Annotated in this window: 19 protein-coding genes; 8 read left to right on the top strand and 11 right to left on the bottom strand. The window is 64.0% G+C overall.

Annotated elements, in window-relative coordinates; all coding sequences use genetic code 11:
* The first annotated feature begins 107 nt into the window (after positions 1–107).
* Together AB4097_RS18995 and AB4097_RS18990 are read left to right on the top strand one after the other, a co-directional pair.
* Positions 108–365, top strand: a complete 258-nt coding sequence (locus AB4097_RS18995) for a hypothetical protein (protein ID WP_442042408.1) — start codon at positions 108–110, stop codon at positions 363–365.
* Between the two features lie 164 nt (positions 366–529).
* Positions 530–961 carry an RNA polymerase sigma factor region1.1 domain-containing protein gene (locus tag AB4097_RS18990; protein ID WP_442042406.1) on the top strand — a complete coding sequence of 144 codons (432 nt, stop codon included), beginning with the start codon at positions 530–532 and terminating at the stop codon, positions 959–961.
* 15 nt (positions 962–976) lie between these two features.
* Here the strand turns inward: AB4097_RS18990 and AB4097_RS18985 are convergent, their stop codons facing one another.
* On the bottom strand, positions 977–2056 hold the full coding sequence (locus AB4097_RS18985) for a DUF882 domain-containing protein (protein ID WP_442042404.1): 1080 nt from the start codon (positions 2054–2056) through the stop codon (positions 977–979).
* Positions 2057–2276: 220 nt separating this feature from the next.
* Positions 2277–2981, bottom strand: a complete 705-nt coding sequence (locus AB4097_RS18980) for a L,D-transpeptidase (RefSeq protein ID WP_442042402.1) — start codon at positions 2979–2981, stop codon at positions 2277–2279.
* A 142-nt stretch (positions 2982–3123) separates the two neighbouring features.
* On the opposite strand from AB4097_RS18980, the gene AB4097_RS18975 reads away from it, so the two are divergent.
* A complete protein-coding gene (locus tag AB4097_RS18975; RefSeq protein ID WP_442042400.1) occupies positions 3124–3588 on the top strand; it encodes a DUF2726 domain-containing protein in 465 nt (154 codons plus the stop codon).
* A gap of 3 nt (positions 3589–3591) precedes the next feature.
* On the opposite strand, the gene AB4097_RS18970 is transcribed toward AB4097_RS18975, so the two are convergent.
* The 4 genes from AB4097_RS18970 to AB4097_RS18955 all read right to left on the bottom strand — a co-directional run bounded on the left by AB4097_RS18970 (position 3592) and on the right by AB4097_RS18955 (position 5796).
* The gene (locus tag AB4097_RS18970; protein WP_442042398.1) at positions 3592–4602 is read right to left on the bottom strand and encodes a ribonuclease Z; all 1011 of its coding nucleotides are present in this window, start codon (positions 4600–4602) and stop codon (positions 3592–3594) included.
* A 113-nt stretch (positions 4603–4715) separates the two neighbouring features.
* Positions 4716–5018: a hypothetical protein gene (locus AB4097_RS18965; RefSeq protein WP_442042396.1), complete on the bottom strand. Its 303-nt coding sequence runs from the start codon at positions 5016–5018 to the stop codon at positions 4716–4718.
* A 135-nt stretch (positions 5019–5153) separates the two neighbouring features.
* Positions 5154–5537 carry a CopM family metallochaperone gene (gene copM, locus AB4097_RS18960; protein WP_442042394.1) on the bottom strand — a complete coding sequence of 128 codons (384 nt, stop codon included), beginning with the start codon at positions 5535–5537 and terminating at the stop codon, positions 5154–5156.
* 46 nt (positions 5538–5583) lie between these two features.
* Positions 5584–5796 carry a heavy-metal-associated domain-containing protein gene (locus AB4097_RS18955; RefSeq protein WP_442042392.1) on the bottom strand — a complete coding sequence of 71 codons (213 nt, stop codon included), beginning with the start codon at positions 5794–5796 and terminating at the stop codon, positions 5584–5586.
* A gap of 190 nt (positions 5797–5986) precedes the next feature.
* On the opposite strand from AB4097_RS18955, the gene AB4097_RS18950 reads away from it, so the two are divergent.
* Together AB4097_RS18950 and AB4097_RS18945 are read left to right on the top strand one after the other, a co-directional pair.
* Complete coding sequence (locus AB4097_RS18950; protein WP_442042390.1) at positions 5987–6895, top strand: MYG1 family protein; 909 nt, start codon at positions 5987–5989, stop codon at positions 6893–6895.
* Positions 6896–6922: 27 nt separating this feature from the next.
* Entirely contained in the window at positions 6923–7834 is a 912-nt protein-coding gene (locus AB4097_RS18945; protein WP_442042388.1) for a histone deacetylase family protein, read from the top strand.
* A 6-nt stretch (positions 7835–7840) separates the two neighbouring features.
* Here AB4097_RS18945 and AB4097_RS18940 read toward each other — a convergent pair whose 3' ends face one another.
* Positions 7841–8764 carry a pseudouridine-5'-phosphate glycosidase gene (locus AB4097_RS18940; protein WP_442042386.1) on the bottom strand — a complete coding sequence of 308 codons (924 nt, stop codon included), beginning with the start codon at positions 8762–8764 and terminating at the stop codon, positions 7841–7843.
* A complete protein-coding gene (locus tag AB4097_RS18935) occupies positions 8761–9714 on the bottom strand; it encodes a carbohydrate kinase family protein (protein ID WP_442042384.1) in 954 nt (317 codons plus the stop codon). The genes AB4097_RS18940 and AB4097_RS18935 overlap by 4 nt, the downstream gene beginning before the upstream one ends.
* A gap of 155 nt (positions 9715–9869) precedes the next feature.
* Between AB4097_RS18935 and AB4097_RS18930 the strand changes: the two genes are divergently transcribed.
* From AB4097_RS18930 to AB4097_RS18920, 3 genes are all read left to right on the top strand, one after another.
* A complete protein-coding gene (locus tag AB4097_RS18930; protein ID WP_442042382.1) occupies positions 9870–10307 on the top strand; it encodes a DUF6455 family protein in 438 nt (145 codons plus the stop codon).
* A 213-nt stretch (positions 10308–10520) separates the two neighbouring features.
* Complete coding sequence (locus AB4097_RS18925; protein ID WP_442042380.1) at positions 10521–12605, top strand: histidine kinase; 2085 nt, start codon at positions 10521–10523, stop codon at positions 12603–12605.
* Positions 12606–12730: 125 nt separating this feature from the next.
* A complete protein-coding gene (locus AB4097_RS18920) occupies positions 12731–13363 on the top strand; it encodes a response regulator (protein ID WP_442042378.1) in 633 nt (210 codons plus the stop codon).
* A 667-nt stretch (positions 13364–14030) separates the two neighbouring features.
* Here the strand turns inward: AB4097_RS18920 and AB4097_RS18915 are convergent.
* The 3 genes from AB4097_RS18915 to AB4097_RS18905 form a co-directional block, all read right to left on the bottom strand.
* The gene (locus AB4097_RS18915; RefSeq protein WP_442042428.1) at positions 14031–14948 is read right to left on the bottom strand and encodes a formylglycine-generating enzyme family protein; all 918 of its coding nucleotides are present in this window, start codon (positions 14946–14948) and stop codon (positions 14031–14033) included.
* A gap of 117 nt (positions 14949–15065) precedes the next feature.
* Positions 15066–15818 (bottom strand): aquaporin Z, encoded by a 753-nt coding sequence (aqpZ, locus tag AB4097_RS18910; RefSeq protein WP_442042376.1) that lies wholly within the window; start codon positions 15816–15818, stop codon positions 15066–15068.
* A 204-nt stretch (positions 15819–16022) separates the two neighbouring features.
* The gene (locus AB4097_RS18905) at positions 16023–17222 is read right to left on the bottom strand and encodes an alpha/beta hydrolase (RefSeq protein ID WP_442042426.1); all 1200 of its coding nucleotides are present in this window, start codon (positions 17220–17222) and stop codon (positions 16023–16025) included.
* Positions 17223–17834: the final 612 nt, after the last annotated feature.

Below are 17834 nucleotides of genomic sequence, written 5' to 3'. Positions count from 1 at the left end.
TGGGGACAGAGCCGGGTTAGAACGGTTCCATGTAAGCTTGGTGACAGTCTCCCTGATGCTGCAGTTCGGGAGGGGACATCCCGAGGTGGATCGTATATGGTCGGGCGATGAGCAACGATGTTTCCGCACTCCGCGAGCAATTGTCGGACCAATGGCAGAAGGTCGCCATCGATCTGATCCGGAAAGGCATTCCGGCCGATCTCGTCTTCGAGTCCCTCCTGACGGTCGGGCTGGCCGGTCAGGTCGAGCTCCAGGGCAAGCATATGATGGCCGGCAAGCTCGTGGCCATCGCCGAGCAATTGTCCGAGCAGATCAGGCAGGAAAAGGCCGCCCTGCAGGAGGCCTCCGGGGCAACGAAGAATTAGCCACGTCATTCACACTCGACTTGCGGCTCAAGCATCGTCAAAATTGCCCGTCGGGCAATGTCCAGGTGCAACATCTGGAGTTATTGTCGCGTTAGCTCGGCGAAGCTCCTCGAAGCGGCTTTGTCCGCCTCTCCGCCCACCAGACGAAATGGGGTCGTGCCCTCATGCAGCCGGCGCTAGACAGCAACACCCTGGACCGCTTGATCGCCCTCGGACGAAAGCAAGGCCATCTCACGAACCGTGACCTCGAAGACAATCTGCCGATCGCATCGATGAGCGCGGAAGACATCGCCCTCATCGTCGCTCAGCTGGAGGAGACCGGCGTTCCGGTTGAACTGGACGACAGCCTCGTGTCCCCGAATGCGAAGCCGGGTCCCGCTCCCGTCAGAAGCGCCGAGATCATTCCCTTCCCGGATCGCGCCGCGGCTGCCCGGATGAAGCAGCGCAAGGCCCCGCTGCAGAAGGCATCCGCATCCGTCCCCAAGACTGCCGAGCCTGCAGGGCTGAAGAGCCGGGCCGCCCATTGGGCCGTCGCCATAGCGGGCATCATTGTGCTGGCGCTCCTGGTCGGCATCGTCAAGACGTTCGGCATCTGACGAGGACCGCGGAATTCAGAGTTCGGCCTTACCCTCGTCCATAAGGGGGAGTGGTTTGACGGCCGGACCGCTGAAGTGCGTCACGCTGAGCTCGTTCCTGGCGGTCGACGTGAAGCCGAGATCGAGAAACGCCGTCTTGGGCTCGAAGAGAGATTTCGCCGCGGCCGTCGCGTCATACCCGAGAATGGGCTTCAATTCGGGAACGCTCTTCGGAGTAGGCACCGCGACAAGCGCCGCCAGCGCATCCGATGCCTGACCCGGCAGGCTGGCGGCCGCGACCTGGATCGCCACCGGACGCTTCGGCGGAAGAGGAATGGTCGCGACCGCGACCTCCTTGACGCTTTCAGGCTCGGCCGAGGCCACCATCGTCGATGCGTCCGGAGCCGGGGTCTCCGGCTGTGGCGCTGCGGTATTCTTGCGGCCGAAGAGGCTGGCGAGCACGCCACCGATGGACGGACCGGCACCGGCAGAGGCCTGCGTGGCGAGAGCGGCATTGCGCGGCAGGATCTCGGCCTTCGCCAGTTCGTAGCCGGGTAGCGGCTTGCCGTTGGAGGGAAGGTGAAGAGTCTTCCCATCGGGGAACAGCTGGACGAGCTGCTGTTGCGTCATCCGGGGCCAGGCCCGCACATTGCCGGTATCCACATGGACGAAGGCGGAGGACGAATAATACCCCACGCCGCCATACTGCATCTTCATGGCAACGGTCCGCAGCCGGGCCGTATCCACGTCCGGCAGGCGGATATCCATGGCCTTGCCGAGCATGTGCTGGCTATGCTCGGCAACCCCGCTCGACCGGCGGCGCAGGGCGCCGTTGGTTTCCGGCGACCGGTAGGCCGAGATGATGTTGATGGGCTGCGACGAGCCGGATTCCCGATAGACTTCCCAGATGATGTCGAACAGGCGCGGATCCATCTGGGCCGGTCTCTCGACACGCCAGTCCCGCAGGAACCAGTTGAGCTGCTGCAGGGCCCCCGAGTCGTATTGCCCGTCGCGCCGGAAGGTGACGGTCAAGCTTTCACGGGTATGGGTGTGATAGAAGCTGAGGGTACGAGTGTCACCGAAGGCGGCGGCATCCTGAGTAGGCGTGGTCGCCATCAGAAGACCGGAAGCCACGCTCAAAAAGCCGACTGCCAGATATGAAGCACTCTTCCTGTTGGGCAAAAGTTTGCGTCCGGATGCAGAGAGCGTCCTGCATCCGCCATCCGACCGCTCGGATCGGGCGAAAATTCGCGCCATGGTTGTTGGTTCCCGCGTCCCTTGAGCGACGTGTGGCCGTTAACCATGGCAAAAATAGGCGCAAACCGTACCTTTTCGCTTAATAGACCGAGGCAGCGGTCTGATTTCGCTTCGGGCGGTTCGACGGTGACGACAGGACGACTACCTTCGTTCCGGTCGGCGTGTGGTTGTAGAGGTCGATCACATCCTGGTTGATCATGCGGATGCACCCGGACGAAACATTGGTGCCGATGGTCCAGGGTTCGAACGTACCGTGGATGCGATAGAGCGTATCCTTGTTGCCCTGCCAGAGATAGAGGGCGCGGGCCCCGAGAGGATTGCCGGGTCCGCCGGGCATGCCGGGGCCGCCCGGCAACTCACCCATCTGGTCCATGAGCTCAGGCTGCCGTCCGAACATCTCCTTCGGCGGATACCAGTCCGGCCATTCCTGCTTGTCCCGGATGGTGGCGGTGCCGGACCAGCTGAACCCCGACCGGCCGACCCCGACCCCGTAGCGAACGGCCATGCCGTCGCGCATGACGAGATAGAGATAGCGCGACCGGGGATCGATCACGATGGTCCCGGGCGCCTCCGCTGTCTCATACTCGACCACGCGCCGCAGGAAGGCTGAATTGATCCTGGACAATGGGACACCCGGAACCGGGAAAAGATCGTCGTCGATAGGCCCATACATACGCTGATACGCAGATGCTTCCCGCATCGACTGAGCGAAGGCGCCCTTGATCGGCAGAGCGGCGCCGGCGGCAGCGGCTCCGAGCATGAAGGTTCGGCGGCTGAGGTCCATGGTGCTCTCCCGGCATTCTTAACTCGACAATAAGAAGACGCAGGACCATCCAGGTCGGTTTCATGGTAGCTGCTATGCTTCGAAGGTAATGGTAAGTCCGGCCGTTCACATGAAAGTGAGCGCAGGGCAGGGGCAGCTTGTGATGATGATCGAAAACCTCTCATGGTCGTGGCTCGCCGGCGTCGGGCTACTCGGCATCCTGTTCGTTCTGGTTCTCTTCTGGACCCGCAAGCCCCGCTACCGGCGCCACACGATCATGACGGACAACGAGAGGGAGTTTTACGAGCGCCTCCTTGCGGCCTGCCCCGATTGCCAGATCTGGCCCCAGGTTCCGATCCTGGCGCTCGTGCGGCCCGATGCCAAGGAAGGCAGCCGCGCCTTCTGGATCGCCTTCAAGAAAATCTCGAACACGCGGGTCGATTGGGTGATCGTTCAGGATTTGGAGGTGATTGCCATCGTCGAACTCGATGACCGCTCCCACGATGCCCGGAAGGACGCGCAGCGCGACAAGGTCCTGAAGTCGTGCGGCTATCGCGTGATCCGGTTCAGCTCCAGCCGCAGGCCCGATTCGCGGCACATTCAGGAGGTCGTCTTCCAGTCCCAATAGAACTCAGGCGGACATCGCCTTTTGATCGTCGGCACGAAAGCTCTCGAACACCTCTTCTCGAAGGGCATCCGGCTCCGACAGGTAGCGCGCCGAATGGTGGAAGGGCGTGACGTATCGGACCCCGGCCTCGCGGGCGATGGACCCGGCCTCCCAGGCCGTCAAATGGAGCGACGCAACGGCCAGTTCACGATCGCGTTCCAGGAAGACGGCTTCGATGAAGAGTTGGTCTGCGTGGCAGGCGAGTTGAAGGATTTGGGCGCGGTTCTCCGGACTGGGTGCGGCATCCGTCACGTAGGCGACCGCCTGTCCGGGAGCGATGCGCAAGGCGCGATCCTTCAGAGCGCCGAGGCGGATGCTTTTCCCGTCTGGAACTGCAACGGGATGATCGTCGGGCATGCCAAGGCGAAGCGCTCGCTTGGCCTCGTTGAGCCATGGTCCGGGCGGCAAGTCCAGCTCGTCCAGCGCCCCCCGCCACACATTCACCTGGAGAACTTCCCTCAGGGCGAAGGCGAGGGAGGGTATCCCATGATCCAGGGCCACGGCCTCGATCCTGAACTCGTCCTCCATCCAGACAACGCCCTGCGGAAATTTGGGCGGTTCGATCTCGCGCCGTGCAAAGGCTTCGCGCGCATGAAACTCTGCCGCCTTCGTCAGGACGGTGCCGTCGTAATCCATGACCTTCACGCAGAAATCGACCGAGTTCTCGTCCAGGAGGTTCCAGGTGAAGCCTCGGATCCGGTGCTCAATCTGCGCGGCAAAGCCCGGTGGGCCGACGAGGGTCAAAGGAAGGGGGCGATGAAGGCACAGCCGGAACAGCCGGTCGAAGCCGGCCATGTGGTCCACATGGGTGTGCGAGACGAAGACGTGGCTCACCCGCAGCAATTCGCGGGATGAGAGCGCGCTCACGTCGCCAAGGTCGAAGAGAATGGCCCGACGGCCGTACCGGAAATCGAGGTAAAGTCCAGGATCGCTGAAAGGATCGTTCACGAGACGGGGTTGAACAAGCCAACTCATTTCGGGCCAACGGTTCCGGTTTCGACGGGTTCCTATGCGCAAAGGGCGGGTCCATGGAACGGGCCCGCCCTCGTCTTCGGCTTACGGATCGAGCCGGCTCAGGATAAAGCCGCTCAGGACTCTTCTTCCACCTCGTCGGGATCGGTCACGTCGACAAGGAACATGATGTAGGGACCCTCTTCCCCATCGTCATCATCTTCATCGTCGTCGAAATCGGCGTTCTCGAACTCGTTCTTTTCCTCTTCCGTCGCAGCCCGGACGCTGAGGGTCGCGAAACCGTCCCACAAGGGGGCGCCCTCGCTCTCCAGAACCTTGAGATCGTCCTTGAAGTCCTCGCTCATCAGGAGCTCGCGGGCTTCGTCCTCATCGGCATTGGTGATGGCAACAGGTTTGTCGCTGATGGTGAGCGTGAACATGATTCTTCCTTTCCATTCGCCCGCAAGGGATACCCGTAAACGCTCGACCCTGCACGTTCGTGGCAGACGTTCTGCACATGAAGCGACATGAAAAAGGCCGCAGGTTGGCCCAGCCACGAACGCGGCGATTCCCGATTACTCGACGCCCTTCTTCTTCAGCCAGTCCTTCATCTCGGCGATTTCCCGCTCCTGTTCCCTGATCACGTCGGCGGCCCATTTGCGGACCTGCTCGTCCTTGCCGTGCTGGAGGGCCACCTTCGCCATGTCGATGGCGCCCTGGTGGTGGGGGATCATGCCGCGCACGAAATCCACGTCCGGGTCGCCGCTGAAGGCGATATCCATGTTCCGGTGCATCGTCTCGTTGGCCTGACGGTAACCCTGCGTGGCAGGCGTCTCCGCCGTCCGAGGCGCCTGGGTCGGAGTAGAGTGGCCGGAATGACCGCCATGCATCGTCTGCGCCTGGGCGAAGGCGGGAAGGGCGGACAGGGCAAGGGTCAGGACAAGGGATTGGATCTTCATCGTTGTTTCTCTCGAAAACGGCAGCAGACGCGCGGGGCGTTCGGCCTCAAGCCTCGTGCTGCGACAGGAGGTGAGCCGGAAAACCAGCCATGTCCAAGGCCGACAGGAGCAGCGCTTCACCCTGGTGAGAAGAGACCGTGACGATACGGGTTTCCAGATCGCCCTCGACTAGGGCCTGCGGGTCGATCCTTTGAATCGCCTGCCTGACGCTTCTCAGGCAGCCGCCGCAATTCATGTCGGGAACGTGAAAACGATACATGGTCAGGATCCTTTCTCCCAGGCTCCTGAGGGGTCTAAGCCTTGCCACGATGGGAAGGTCAAGCGAGGTCGGGCGGGTTATTCAGGCTATATGACAATCAGCACAAAGGATGTGATTGCAGGTGCTTATGTTCTTCGAGTAGCTCTGGTATCGCGGATAACGATACAATACGGTTCAGGAGTGGCCGAATGTGGCCGGTACGAAGGGCATGAAGGTTGTAACCCATAGCGGCACGTTTCATGCCGACGATGTCTTCGCCTTCTCCATCCTACGGGAGGCTCTGGGGCCTTTCGAGTTTGCGCGAACCCGCGATGCCGCCCTCATCGAGACGGCCGATCTGGTCTTCGACGTCGGTGGGACTTACGACGTCGCGCGCGGGCGCTACGATCATCACATGCGGGATCTTCCACGGCGGCCGGACGGCACGCCGTACAGCTCGGTCGGCCTGATCTGGCGTGATTTCGGGCGCAACGCCCTGCCGAACTTCATTCCGGGGATCGACGAGGACCTTCTGGACACGGTCTGGCAGGACATCGATGCCAGCTTCATCCTCGCCATCGACCAGGCCGACAACGGCGTGGCTTCGATCAGCCAGGGCCACCTCTCGCTTCTCATCGAGGCCTTCAATCCGACCTGGGCCAGCGACCAGTCCTATGACGACGCTTTCCTCGAGGCAGCCGATTTCGCCAGGGATATCCTGATCCGGGCGTGCCGGCAGGCTCACGCGGAGGCCGAAGCGCAGTCCCTGGTCCTAGCCGCCGCCAGGAAGGCGCGCGACCCCCGCGTCATCGTTCTCAATCACAAGCTGCCCTGGGAGAAGGCCGTCTTCGAGGGTGATCTGCGCGACCTGCTGTTCATCATCTACCCGAACGAGGATGCCACGGCCTGGTATTGCCGCACGATCCCGCCTGAACCCAACTCGTTCGGCCAGAGGCTGTCTCTGCCCGAGGCATGGCGCGGCTTGCAGGAGGAGGAGTTTTCCCAAGCGGCGGGGATCGACGACGGTGTCTTTTGTCACCCGAGCGGGTTCATCTGTGGGGCGCGCTCGCAGGAATCCACGGTCCGGCTGGCCGAGAAGGCGATTGCCGCCGGTCGATAGTCCGGGCCTCATCCGACAGGTTGAGCCATGAAGCAGGTGCCGATCGTTTCTCATCCTGCCTACCAGGCCGTCATGCCCGCCGGCCACCGTTTCCCCATGCGGAAATACGGGCGCCTCGCCGAACTCGTCGCGGAAAAAGGGCTGGCACCTGGCGGCTTCGTCAGGCCGGAAGAGGCCTCGGCGGAGCTGATCGCGCTGGCGCACGACCGTGCCTATGTCGATCAGGTCTTCGCCTGCTCGGTTCCTCGTGAGATCGAACGGCGGATCGGCCTGCCCGTCAGCGAGAGCGTGGTCCGTCGCGCGCGGGCATCCGCCGGCGGGACATTGCTTGCCGCCCGATTGGCCCTTCAGAACGGATTGTCGGGCAGCACGGCCGGCGGTAGCCACCACGGGCAGCGGGAGACGGGAGCGGGCTTCTGCGTCTTCAACGATGTCGCCATCGCGGCCAAGGCGCTCCATGCCGAGGGTGCGATCCGGCACGCGCTCATCGTCGATCTCGACGTGCATCAGGGCGACGGCACGGCCGATTGCCTGCGCGACGAGCCGGACCTCTTCACCTTTTCCATGCATGCGGAGAAGAATTATCCGGTTCGCAAGATCCCGAGCGATCTCGATATCGGGTTGCCCGATGCTATGGAGGACGGAGCCTATTTCGCGGCCCTGCAGGCGCATCTTCCGCGGCTTCTCGATGCCATCGAGCCGGATCTCGTCTTCTTCAACGCGGGAGTCGATCCTCACCGGGACGACAAGCTCGGGCGTCTTTCACTTTCCGACGAGGGCCTGCGCCGGCGCGACGATTACGTCGTCGAGCAGGCCCGCAGCCGCCAGATCCCTCTCGTGGCCGTCATCGGCGGCGGCTATTCCACCGACATCGAAGCCCTGGCCCGGCGGCACGCCATCGTGTTCGAGGCGATGGATGCGTGGAGCGAGAAGGAATAGAGATGCTCAGCGCGTCAGCGACACTGTCAGCTGGGCGGCCAGGGCGGCATTGTTCTTCACGAGGGAGATATTGGTCGCGAGGCTTCGCCCGGCCGTTTTCTCGAACAGGTGCGACAGCAGGAAGGGGGTCACGGCCTTTCCGACCACGCCGCGGGCTTTCGCCTCAGCCACGGCAGCATCGATGAAGCTCTTCATCTCGTCGGCCGGGATCTCGTCCGCGCTCGGAACGGGGTTTGCAACCAGAACGCCGCCGGCGAGGCCCAGAGCCTCCTTGGTGCGGATCAGGTCGGCCATTGCGTCAGGGCTGTCGAGGCGCAGGGGCACGGACAGCTCGCTCGTCCGGCTCCAGAAGGCCGGAAAACGATCCGTCCGGTAGCCGACCACCGGCACGCCACGGGTTTCCAGATATTCGAGGGTGCGCGGCAGATCGAGGATGGCCTTGGCGCCGGCGCAGATCACCGCCACGGGCGTGCGGGCGAGTTCGTCGAGATCGGCCGATATGTCCATCGTGTCCTCGACGCCTTGATGGACGCCGCCGATGCCGCCGGTGGCGAAGACGCGGATGCCGGCCAGATGGGCGCAGATCATCGTGGCGGCCACCGTCGTCGCCCCGTGCCGCCCGGACGCGACCGCATAGGGCAGGTCGGCGCGGCTCAGCTTCATCACGTCCGTGGCCGTCCCCAGCCAGTCGAGTTCCGCGTCCGAGAGGCCGATCTTGATGCGCCCTTCGATGATCGCGATCGTGGCCGGGACGGCACCGTTCTCGCGCACGACCGCTTCGACTTCGCGGGCCGTGGCGACGTTCTGCGGATGGGGCATCCCATGGGTGATGATGGTGGATTCGAGGGCGACGACTGCTCCGCCTGCGGCGAGCGTGGTCTGGACCTCGGGAGCGATGTCGAGGAACCGGACGGCGATGTCGTGTTTCATGGGTGCTCCCGTTCAAAAGGTGGCCTTTGTCTAAGCGACAAGGTGGCCTCCAACAAGGCGAGGGACAGGTCCGGCCTGACGCTGACATGGCTCTCCACGGTCAGGGCCGCCGCGACGGTGCCGAGCCGGGCTGCATCGGCCAGGGAAGCGTCGCGCGACAAAGCCACGAGGGTGGCGGCAATCAGGGCATCTCCCGCGCCGGTCGCATCGACGATTTCGGCCTTGATCGCATCAATCGTCACGATCCCGGAAGGATCCGCCGCGATAAGCCCTTTGCTCCCAAGCGTCAGGATAACCTGTTCAGCTCCGAGGGCGAGCAGGGCCTGCGCGGCCGCTTCCGGCGGAATCTCAGGACGGTCGAGATAAGCCCGGGCTTCGTCGAGATTGAGGAAGAACACGCTGATGCCGCTCAGGTCCTGCGGCAGGCGCCCCACCTTCGGCGTCGAGACCGCGTCCAGGGCGAGCATGAGGGCCTGTCGCCTGGCGAGGTCGATGAGTTCGTGCAGGGTCTCAGATGGCAGGTTGCAATCGGCGAAGATCCAGGCCGGTCCGAAATCAGGCTGCATTCGGTGCAACAGGGCAGGGCTGATGCCGTCGAGGATCGCCATGTCGGCAAGCCCGATGGCGAGTTCCCCATCGGGCTGGAGCACGGCCACATACTCGGCCGTTGCATGCGTATCGGACAGGACAACCGGCCGGATGTCGACGCCGATGCGGCTCAGGTCTTCGAGCAGCGCGCGGCCGTTGTCGTCTTCGCCGACGAGCGAGACCAGGGACACCGGGGTTCCAAGGCGCGCGATATTCTCCGCGACATTGCGGGCGACGCCGCCGAAGGAGCGTTCCGACACGACCGGATTGGACGTTCCCGGCCGGATGGTCGCCACGCCGCGGTACTTGCGGTCGACAGCCGCGCCGCCGATGCAGACGATCCTGCTTGCTCCCGGCTCCATGTCTTGAATCCATCCTTCGACCATCCCGCTCGAACGGTATGCCGAAAGGCCGGCCGTGCCGCAATGCCCCGGAGAACCGAGGTGCCGCCAGATTGCGCTGGATCAATGTCGAGGCCGTGCACCCGGTTAGTTTTTCCGGCAGCGTGGAGGTAGTCATGGATCTGGGAACGGCGATCAATCGGTGGGCATCGCACTGGAAGCGGGCGCACGAACTCGATTCCCTCGACCGGGAGCAGAAAGACGCCTTGGCCCGCGATATCGGCGTGCCGGCGGACATGCTGCCCATTCTCGTCGCGCGGGACCCTGCGGCGGGGCAGGAGCTCCCGCGCCTCATGAGCGCGCTTTCGCTCGATGCGGAGGATATCAGGCACATCCATGCAGCGCTGATGCGCGACATGAGCCTGACCTGCTCGGGATGCACGGCGGCCGTCCGGTGCCGGGAGGATCTCTCACAGGGGCATGCTTCCGCTCGCTATGGCGAGTACTGCCCCAACGCCGAGGCCCTCCCTGCAGGAGCTCCAAGGCAAGAGTGTTTCAAACATTTGAGGATACCCAGGGGGAGAGAAGTCCTAGTCTCATCTCAGAAGGAGTAGCGGACCAATCAGGTATTCATCCTGCCTATAACATATGTTTATTCTCATGCTCGGTGAACGCACGAGCGAGTGGGGCGAATCTGTACCAATACGCGAGCCTGCAAGACATCGTGATGAGCTACGCTTCGCATTCAGGGGCCAAATCTTAAGTCTCTCCGTTCCGGAAGAGACGCCTCGGCCAGACGGGCGAGCCATCCCTGCGAGGGAGGTGACATGTCTGCTGCGACTGCAGTTGAGCCTCGTGTTGCGTTGGGAGTCTCATCGTCCAGAACCCGTAACCGGATCGTCCTTGCGGCCGCCCTCGCATCCGGTCTGTCGTTCCTCATTGCCGCTTTCGTTATCTACTGGCATGCCGCTCAGGATCGCCACGAGGTCATTCAACGCGGCCTGTCCGTGTCGGCGGCGGTGTCCCGGGGGCTTGAGCGCGAGAGCGATGCTCTCGGTCGCGTCCTGAAAGGGCTTGCGGCATCGCCGCTTCTCGCGGCCGACGATCTGGCGCCCTTCCACAGGCAACTCCTCGCAACGCCTCGTCCCGACAGGTCTCGCTTCGTTCTCTGGAACCGTGAGCGCGTGATCCTCAGTTCGGCTTTCGGCTACGGGGGGCACCTGCCTTCCGTCGATCTCCTTCCGTCCATCGATCAGTTTGCTCAACCGCTCCGGCAAGACGGCTTATCCCTCTCCGAGCGCCTCTATGCACCGCTGACGAGGGACTGGATCATTGCATTCAGCCTGCGGCTGGCAAGTTCTCCGCAGGATCGGGAACGCATCCTGACCCTCGCCGTGCCGGAGGCATATTTCGGCAAGGTCGTCCGCGAAAGCAGTCCGCCGGCCGGTTGGACGATGTTCATCCTGGACCGCAACCTGCAGCAGGTGAGATGGAACGGGACGGATCAGCCGCTGCCGCCGCTCCTGCGCGCCCGACTGGCCGATCTCCTGGCATGGGGTGCTCGGACTGGGCATTTCGAGGTCGAGGGAGAGAGCGGCAGCAGGCTCGTCACCTTCGAGCAGTCCGGCAGCACGGGCTACACTGTCCTGTCGACGATACCGGCGGCCCTGATCGACGGGCCGATCCACTCGGCCCACCGATGGCTCTGGTATGCGGGGATGCTACTGGCCCTGATGGGGACCGCGTCGGCCGGCATTGCGCTCAGGAATATCGGTTCGCCAGAAGCTTTGAAGTCCGCTGCAGGTTCGACCAGGGCACGATACCAAGCCAGGCTTTCGATCATGCAGGAAAGGGAGTTCCTCCAGGCCTCCCTGGATGCACTTTCGGCTCACATTGCGGTTCTCGACGAAACGGGAACCATCGTTTCCGTGAACGAGGCGTGGCGGCGGTTCGGCAAGGACAATGGATACGCCGGCCCATCTTGCTGCCTTGGCATGAATTATCTCGATGTCTGCGTTCGTGCCCGGCAGGCTGACCCGGCCGTCGGACAGATCCACGACGGTCTGGCAGCCGTCATTGCAGGACGGACGCGGGATTATCGTGATGTGTACCGGTGCGATGGTCCAGATCGGCCGCGCTGGTTCCAGATGCGCGCGAACCGGTTCGTGTCCGGGGAGCTGTCGCGAACGGTAGTCGCGCACGAGGATATTACGGAGGTTGTCGCCGTCCGGGCCGAGATCAATGTCTTGTCGGAACGCCTGCTGACCGTTCAGGAGGAGGAACGAGAGCGGATTGCGGTTGAATTGCACGACTCGACCGCGCAGCATCTCGTAGCCGTCAGCCTCAACCTGATGCAGGTCGAAAGCCTCCACTTGCCTCCCTCCGGACGCCGCATCCTCGGCGAGATCGACCGTTCGCTCGAGGAGGCCCTGAAGGAACTGCGGATCTTCACGTATCTGCTTCATCCGCCCAGATTGGAGAGCGACGGCCTCGTGAGCACGGTCCAGGATTTCGCCGAGGGTTTCGCGAAACGGACAGATCTGCAGACGATCCTGCGGTTCGACGAGGCCGCCGACGGGCTGTCCGTCGATCTCCAGCGCGCCTTGTTCCGCATCGTTCAGGAGGGATTGGCGAATGTCCACCGCCATGCCAAGGCGTCCCAGGTCACCCTCAACCTGCGCCTGACCTCCGATCAGGTCATTCTGTTCGTGGCGGACAACGGGCGTGGAATGCGGGGTCGTCGGGGAGAGACGGGCGCACGGAACGCGAGCCTGGGTGTCGGAATTCCAGGCATGCGCATTCGGCTCGGTCAGTTCGGCGGCAGCCTTCGGATCCGCACCAGTCGGCGTGGAACCATCATCCGGGCGTCTGCGCCACGCTGTATGCCAAAGGTCATGGCGCTGGAGGCCTAAGTCGAGCGGGATAAGGTGGTTATCGGTCATATGGGGAATTTTCCGGGCGGCTTTCAGGGTTTCTCCCGATTCCGCCGTCGAGCTTTTGGGCTATAAAAATTCACGTGGGGAGGGTGCAACCGGCCATGACGCGCATCCTGATCGCCGACGACCATGACGTGGTTCGCTCCGGCCTCAATGCCATTCTGAGCAGCCAATCCGGGTGGCATGTCGTCGCCGAGGCCGAGGACGGCCGAAAGGCCGTCGAGCTGGTCGCCGAGACCAGGCCGGACGTTGCCATTCTCGATTACCAGCTCCCCTCTCTCAACGGTGTGGACGCGACGCGGGAGATCCGCGCGATCCGGCCACAGACGGAAGTCCTGATCTTCACCATGCATGAAAGCGAACTGCTGCTGCGCGAGGCGCTCGAAGCCGGGGCTCGCGGCTACCTGCTGAAATCCGATGCCCGGAAGTTTCTCATCGCGGCTGTCGAAACCCTGTCGCAGCACAAGCCGTTCTTCACGGGACGCATATCCGAGGCCCTTCTGAACGCTTTCCTGTCACAGGGGCACGCCACCGAGGGTGCGCTGACGGCGCGGGAGCGGGGTGTGGTTCAACTCATCGCCGAAGGCCACAGCAACAAGGAAGTGGCCCAGATCCTCGGCCTCAACCTGAAGACGGTGGAAAGCCACCGGGCCTCGGCCATGCGCAAGGTCAACGTCAATTCCACGGCGACCCTGGTGCGGTATGCGATCCGCAACAAGCTGGTCGAGCCTTGATGAAACCTACTTGATCGTTGCCCCAGCCGCTTCATTCCAGGATCGGTCGGATTCCACCGACTCGCTTGCTCGATCCGCCGAGTTGCCGGGCGGCAATCCTGCCGCCCGGCCGGCTCGTTCAGTCGCCGCTTACTCCCTCGGACATTTTCTCCAAGGCGTCGTTAATTGTGAACGTGTTCGGTTTCTGGACGGCCGGGAAGTCCTTGAAGGTCTCTGCGAACTTCGCCGCAGCGGCCTGGGCCGCGTAGACGAAAAGGCATTGTGGATCATCCAGTCGTAATGGGTGTTCGAGGTGATCGGGGCGAACTCGTATGGGTCCGTGCGGAGATTGAAGATCTTGGGCAGACGCAGCCGAGTGAATGGTTCTGCCCACACACCCAGCGTACCCTGCATGCGCGGCTCCATGAACACGAGCTTCCAATTGTCATGGGTCACGGGCATCAAGGTCCGGTCGGCGCTCATGCAGGTGCGCTGGAACGACATTTCGGTGCGCCGTGACGGCAATTCGACCAATATGCCGTACCAGGCGATTCCAAGGACAATCAGGATTGCCATAAGCCCAACCGCGAGCGAGGTCATTAATCTGGCACTTCGGGATGTCGCTGGACCCGTACGGGCTGTCACAAACCTTTCCTTGTCTTATGCGCTCGAGAGTGGGCGTTCCCGGTTACTGCCTCTGACGGACGACACACCGGAAGCCGATATGGCTCGACGACGTATCGATCGGCTGCGCGTGGCGCGCGGCCGGACGGTAGCGGCGGCAGTAGTTCGGGGCACACAGGTGCGAACCGCCCTTGAGCACCCGGCGCGGGATGCGGACCTGCGGCTGGCGGGGATCGTAGCTATCGGCTTCGCGCCCGCCGCGCGGGTTCTCGGGGATGCAGCAGGCCTTGGGGGCGTCGGCCGGATGCTTCTGTGCGTACCAGTCGGAGGTCCATTCCCAGACGTTGCCGATCAGGTCGTAAAGGCCATAAGCATTCGGCGGAAAGGCCATGACCGGCGAGGTGCGCTCGTAGCCGTCCTCGCGCTTGTTCTGAAACGGAAACTCACCCTGCCAGGTATTGGCCATGTGGCGACCGCCCGGCGTGAGCTCGTCGCCCCAGGCGAATTCCGCCCCGTCGAGCCCGCCGCGGGCGGCATATTCCCATTCGGCCTCGGTCGGCAGGCTCTTGCCGGCCCAGGCGGCATAGGCCTCGGCATCCGCATAGGCGACATGCACCACCGGATGGTCGTCGAGGCCCTTGATGGACGATCCACGTCCGTAAGGCCGACGCCAGTTCGCCCCGAAGGTGAAGGACCACCACTGGCTCCAGTCCTCCATGGAGACCGGGTAGTCCGGCGGGGTGAAGACGAGGGAGCCGGCTTTGAGCACCTCCGGCAGCGCGCCCGGATAATCTCGCGGGTCGGGCTTGCGCTCCGCGACGGTCACATGCCCGGTCGCCTCGACGAAGCGCCGGAACTCCCGGTTGGTGACCGGGGTCCGGTCGATCCAGAAACCGTCGACCGTCACGCGATGGACCGGCGCTTCCTCGGGATAGTGCCGGTCCGAGCCCATGCGGAACGTGCCGCCTGGAATCCAGAGCATGTTCGGAGCCGGAGCGTCACTTCGAGCTGAGACTGCTTCGGTCGTGTCGGGTTCGGCGAAAGTCATGGGTTCATCGTCCTCATGCGATGCGGCTCAGGATGGATCGGGGCGCGGCGCTCACTCGGCCGGCGCCGGCGGCGTGACGCCGGTGACCTGCTCGGACGGCTCCTCGCTGAGCCAGCGGTAGAGCACGCCGCCGAGCGCACCTCCGATGAGCGGCGCCACCCAGAACAGCCAGAGCTGCGCCAGCGCCCAGCCGCCGACGAAGAGGGCAGGGCCGGTGCTGCGGGCCGGGTTCACCGACGTGTTGGTGATCGGAATGCCCACGAGATGGATCAGCGTCAGTCCGAGGCCGATGGCGATGGGAGCGAAGCCTACCGGTGCCTTGCCGTGGGTGGCGCCCATGATGATGAACAGGAACATCATCGTCAGCACGACCTCGGCCACGAATCCCGAAATCAGGCTGTACTGGCCGGGCGAATGCGCGCCGTAGCCGTTGGCGGCAAAGCCTTTCGACAGGTCGAATCCCGGAGCCCCGGAGGCGATCAGGTAAAGCACGAAGGCGGCGATCACGGCCCCGATCACCTGCGCCACGATGTAAGGCGCGATGTCCTGCTTCGGGAAGCGCCCGCCGGCCGCAAGGCCCACCGTCACGGCCGGGTTGAGATGACAGCCCGAGATGTGGCCGATGGCGTAGGCCATGGTGAGCACGGTCAGGCCGAAGGCGAGCGAGACGCCGAGCAGGCCGATGCCGACCTGCGGAAAGCTCGCGGCGATCACGGCACTGCCGCAGCCGCCGAAAGTAAGCCAGAACGTGCCGATGCCCTCGGCGACGCATTTGTGAATGTTGCGGCTGTTGTGGAGATCCATGGTGTCCTCCTTCGTGTCGGGGCGGGCAGGCGTGCGGGAGCCTTCGGGCCGCGCCGACCGTTGGCCGACGTCGCCTCGCGCAAGATCCGATCCCTTGTGATTGAGCTTAGGGAGCCGCAGAGAAAGCGGAATTCGGGAAACACCTGAGGGGCGGTCAGGAAAACACTGAAAGCGGGCGCTCTTTGGAGGAGGCGCGGGAATACGCTATGGCGTGAGCGTTCCCGAGACGGCCTGTCCGAGGCCCTCCACCTGCCCCTGGAAGTTCTCGCGCGTCCGCGGGTCGACGACCGCGACCGGGGCCGAGACGGCGAGACCCGCCGCCGTGCCGACGGCGGCGGCGGCCCCTGCCGTGACCTGAATGATCCTGTCGCCGATGCCGACCCGGGCATCCGTCAGGGTCTGGCCTTCGGCCAGTTCCCGGCCGATGATCCGCACGACCTCCGGGCTCTCGGCGAATTTGGAGTGGTTCAATGGGTCGCCGGTCCGGAGCTTGGAAAGGTTCAGGACCGTGATGCCGGACTTGTCCAACTCGCCGCGATAGGGCTCCTGGTCCGGGTCGATGGCGCCGAGCCGCACCGAATCGCCCCAGATGCGGCGGGAAATCGCCAGGGCCCGGTCGTCCTGGGAGACGAAAAGGGTGAAGGACGGGCGGGTCTTACCCATGTCGAGCACCGCCTCGCGGAACAGGTCGACATCCACGTCGGGAGCGGCGAGCAGCACGTTGCGGATCTTCGGCGCAACCCGGCCGTCGCGGATCGCCATCTGGCGCAGGGCCTCCAGGGTCACCCAGTTGCCCATGGAATGCGCGAGGATCGAAATCTCCCCGACGCCCGGGTCGCTCGCCAGGGTCCGCAGCGTGGTCTCGAGGGCGTTGCGGGAATAGGTATTGCTCTCCCGGTCGTACCCATAGGCCAGTACGCTCCCGCGCGACGGCCAGGTGAACAGCACCGGCACCACGGGCGTGCCGGCGTCGTGCACGATCTGGGCGAAGCGGAAGACCGCATCGTCGAAGCGGTTGTTGAAGCCGTGGATGAACACGAGCACGCGCCGCTGCGGCACGGTGCGGACGGTGCGGTTGAACCAGGCGGTCGCCTGCTTGCGGTCGATGATGTCCGCCTTCAAGGTCACGAAATCCGTGGCGGGGTTGCCCGGCACGCTTTGCGGCCATTGCACTTCGCCGGCCGTGCGGTTGGCCGCGGGCGGGATCGAAACCTTGAACTCGGCAAAGGACAGTTCCGGCCCACGGCCGCCCGAATAGAATTCCTGCGGATCCGTCGCACGCATGCGGGTCGTGGCGACCAGCATGTCGACCGTGCTCGCGCCCGGCACCGTCGCGGCCACGGGAAGCAGAACGCCCTTCGGGCTGGCGCATCCGGCAAGGCCGAACGCCAGGGCGGCGGCCATGATGCAGGACTTGATCTTGTTCCGATCCGCCACGGTGAACGCGTTCCCGCCGCCATCCCGTCCTGACTGTCGCATGTGGTCCGCGTTCCCCGGGTGTTGTGCCCGGCCAAATCTTCCTCAGGTTGCCGCGCTTGTCGAGCGGGAGTGAGCAAATTTCGAATGACCGCGAGCAATCGCTCTCTGGCCGCCGTGAGAGAAGGGCGGTTTCGCGCCCTCGTGCCTTGATGGGCCCCTGGATCCGGTTACACGGCCCGGCAATGACAGCCCGAGCGAATTCTCGCCGTCGTTCCCGGCCTTGTGCCGGGATCCACGTCTTGACAGCGTTGTGGTGCCGAAGACGTGGCGGCCGGAACGCGTCCGGCCATGACGCGGCGGGTGGATGTCGATGGATCCCTGTCAAAGAGCCAGCGGTTTGGGGCCCGCAGCTTGCGCTGCGAGCCTTTAGGGTTCGAGGGTGGCGCGTCGGGCAGCCCGGCTCGCTTGAGTGAAAGATGGAAGAGCCGGGAGGCCGCTTCGCGCACGGTTCTTTTAGGCGTTTAAACTTGGACCAGCACAGGGCTGCCAAGGGCCTCCTGGCGCCGGCTGCGTGACCGGCGGGCAGGACCGTGCCTG

Origin of the sequence: Microvirga sp. 2MCAF35, from assembly GCF_052115545.1 — a bacterium.
In the GTDB taxonomy this organism is placed as follows: domain Bacteria; phylum Pseudomonadota; class Alphaproteobacteria; order Rhizobiales; family Beijerinckiaceae; genus Microvirga.
The sequence above is the reverse complement of the archived record's forward strand: the minus strand, read 5'-3'. Positions and strand labels throughout refer to the sequence as shown.

Coding starts and splice junctions, on each gene's coding strand:
- AB4097_RS18945 (WP_442042388.1), top strand. CDS start 6,923: ATGAAGCAGGTGCCGATCGTTTCTCATCCTGCCTACCAGGCCGTCATG.
- AB4097_RS18930 (WP_442042382.1), top strand. CDS start 9,870: ATGGATCTGGGAACGGCGATCAATCGGTGGGCATCGCACTGGAAGCGG.
- AB4097_RS18925 (WP_442042380.1), top strand. CDS start 10,521: ATGTCTGCTGCGACTGCAGTTGAGCCTCGTGTTGCGTTGGGAGTCTCA.
- aqpZ (WP_442042376.1), bottom strand. CDS start 15,818: ATGGATCTCCACAACAGCCGCAACATTCACAAATGCGTCGCCGAGGGC.
- AB4097_RS18940 (WP_442042386.1), bottom strand. CDS start 8,764: ATGAAACACGACATCGCCGTCCGGTTCCTCGACATCGCTCCCGAGGTC.
- AB4097_RS18905 (WP_442042426.1), bottom strand. CDS start 17,222: ATGGCCGCCGCCCTGGCGTTCGGCCTTGCCGGATGCGCCAGCCCGAAG.
- AB4097_RS18965 (WP_442042396.1), bottom strand. CDS start 5,018: ATGTTCACGCTCACCATCAGCGACAAACCTGTTGCCATCACCAATGCC.
- AB4097_RS18920 (WP_442042378.1), top strand. CDS start 12,731: ATGACGCGCATCCTGATCGCCGACGACCATGACGTGGTTCGCTCCGGC.
- AB4097_RS18970 (WP_442042398.1), bottom strand. CDS start 4,602: ATGAGTTGGCTTGTTCAACCCCGTCTCGTGAACGATCCTTTCAGCGAT.
- copM (WP_442042394.1), bottom strand. CDS start 5,537: ATGAAGATCCAATCCCTTGTCCTGACCCTTGCCCTGTCCGCCCTTCCC.
- AB4097_RS18975 (WP_442042400.1), top strand. CDS start 3,124: ATGATGATCGAAAACCTCTCATGGTCGTGGCTCGCCGGCGTCGGGCTA.
- AB4097_RS18955 (WP_442042392.1), bottom strand. CDS start 5,796: ATGTATCGTTTTCACGTTCCCGACATGAATTGCGGCGGCTGCCTGAGA.
- AB4097_RS18985 (WP_442042404.1), bottom strand. CDS start 2,056: ATGGCGACCACGCCTACTCAGGATGCCGCCGCCTTCGGTGACACTCGT.
- AB4097_RS18980 (WP_442042402.1), bottom strand. CDS start 2,981: ATGGACCTCAGCCGCCGAACCTTCATGCTCGGAGCCGCTGCCGCCGGC.
- AB4097_RS18915 (WP_442042428.1), bottom strand. CDS start 14,948: ATGCTCTGGATTCCAGGCGGCACGTTCCGCATGGGCTCGGACCGGCAC.
- AB4097_RS18995 (WP_442042408.1), top strand. CDS start 108: ATGAGCAACGATGTTTCCGCACTCCGCGAGCAATTGTCGGACCAATGG.
- AB4097_RS18935 (WP_442042384.1), bottom strand. CDS start 9,714: ATGGAGCCGGGAGCAAGCAGGATCGTCTGCATCGGCGGCGCGGCTGTC.
- AB4097_RS18990 (WP_442042406.1), top strand. CDS start 530: ATGCAGCCGGCGCTAGACAGCAACACCCTGGACCGCTTGATCGCCCTC.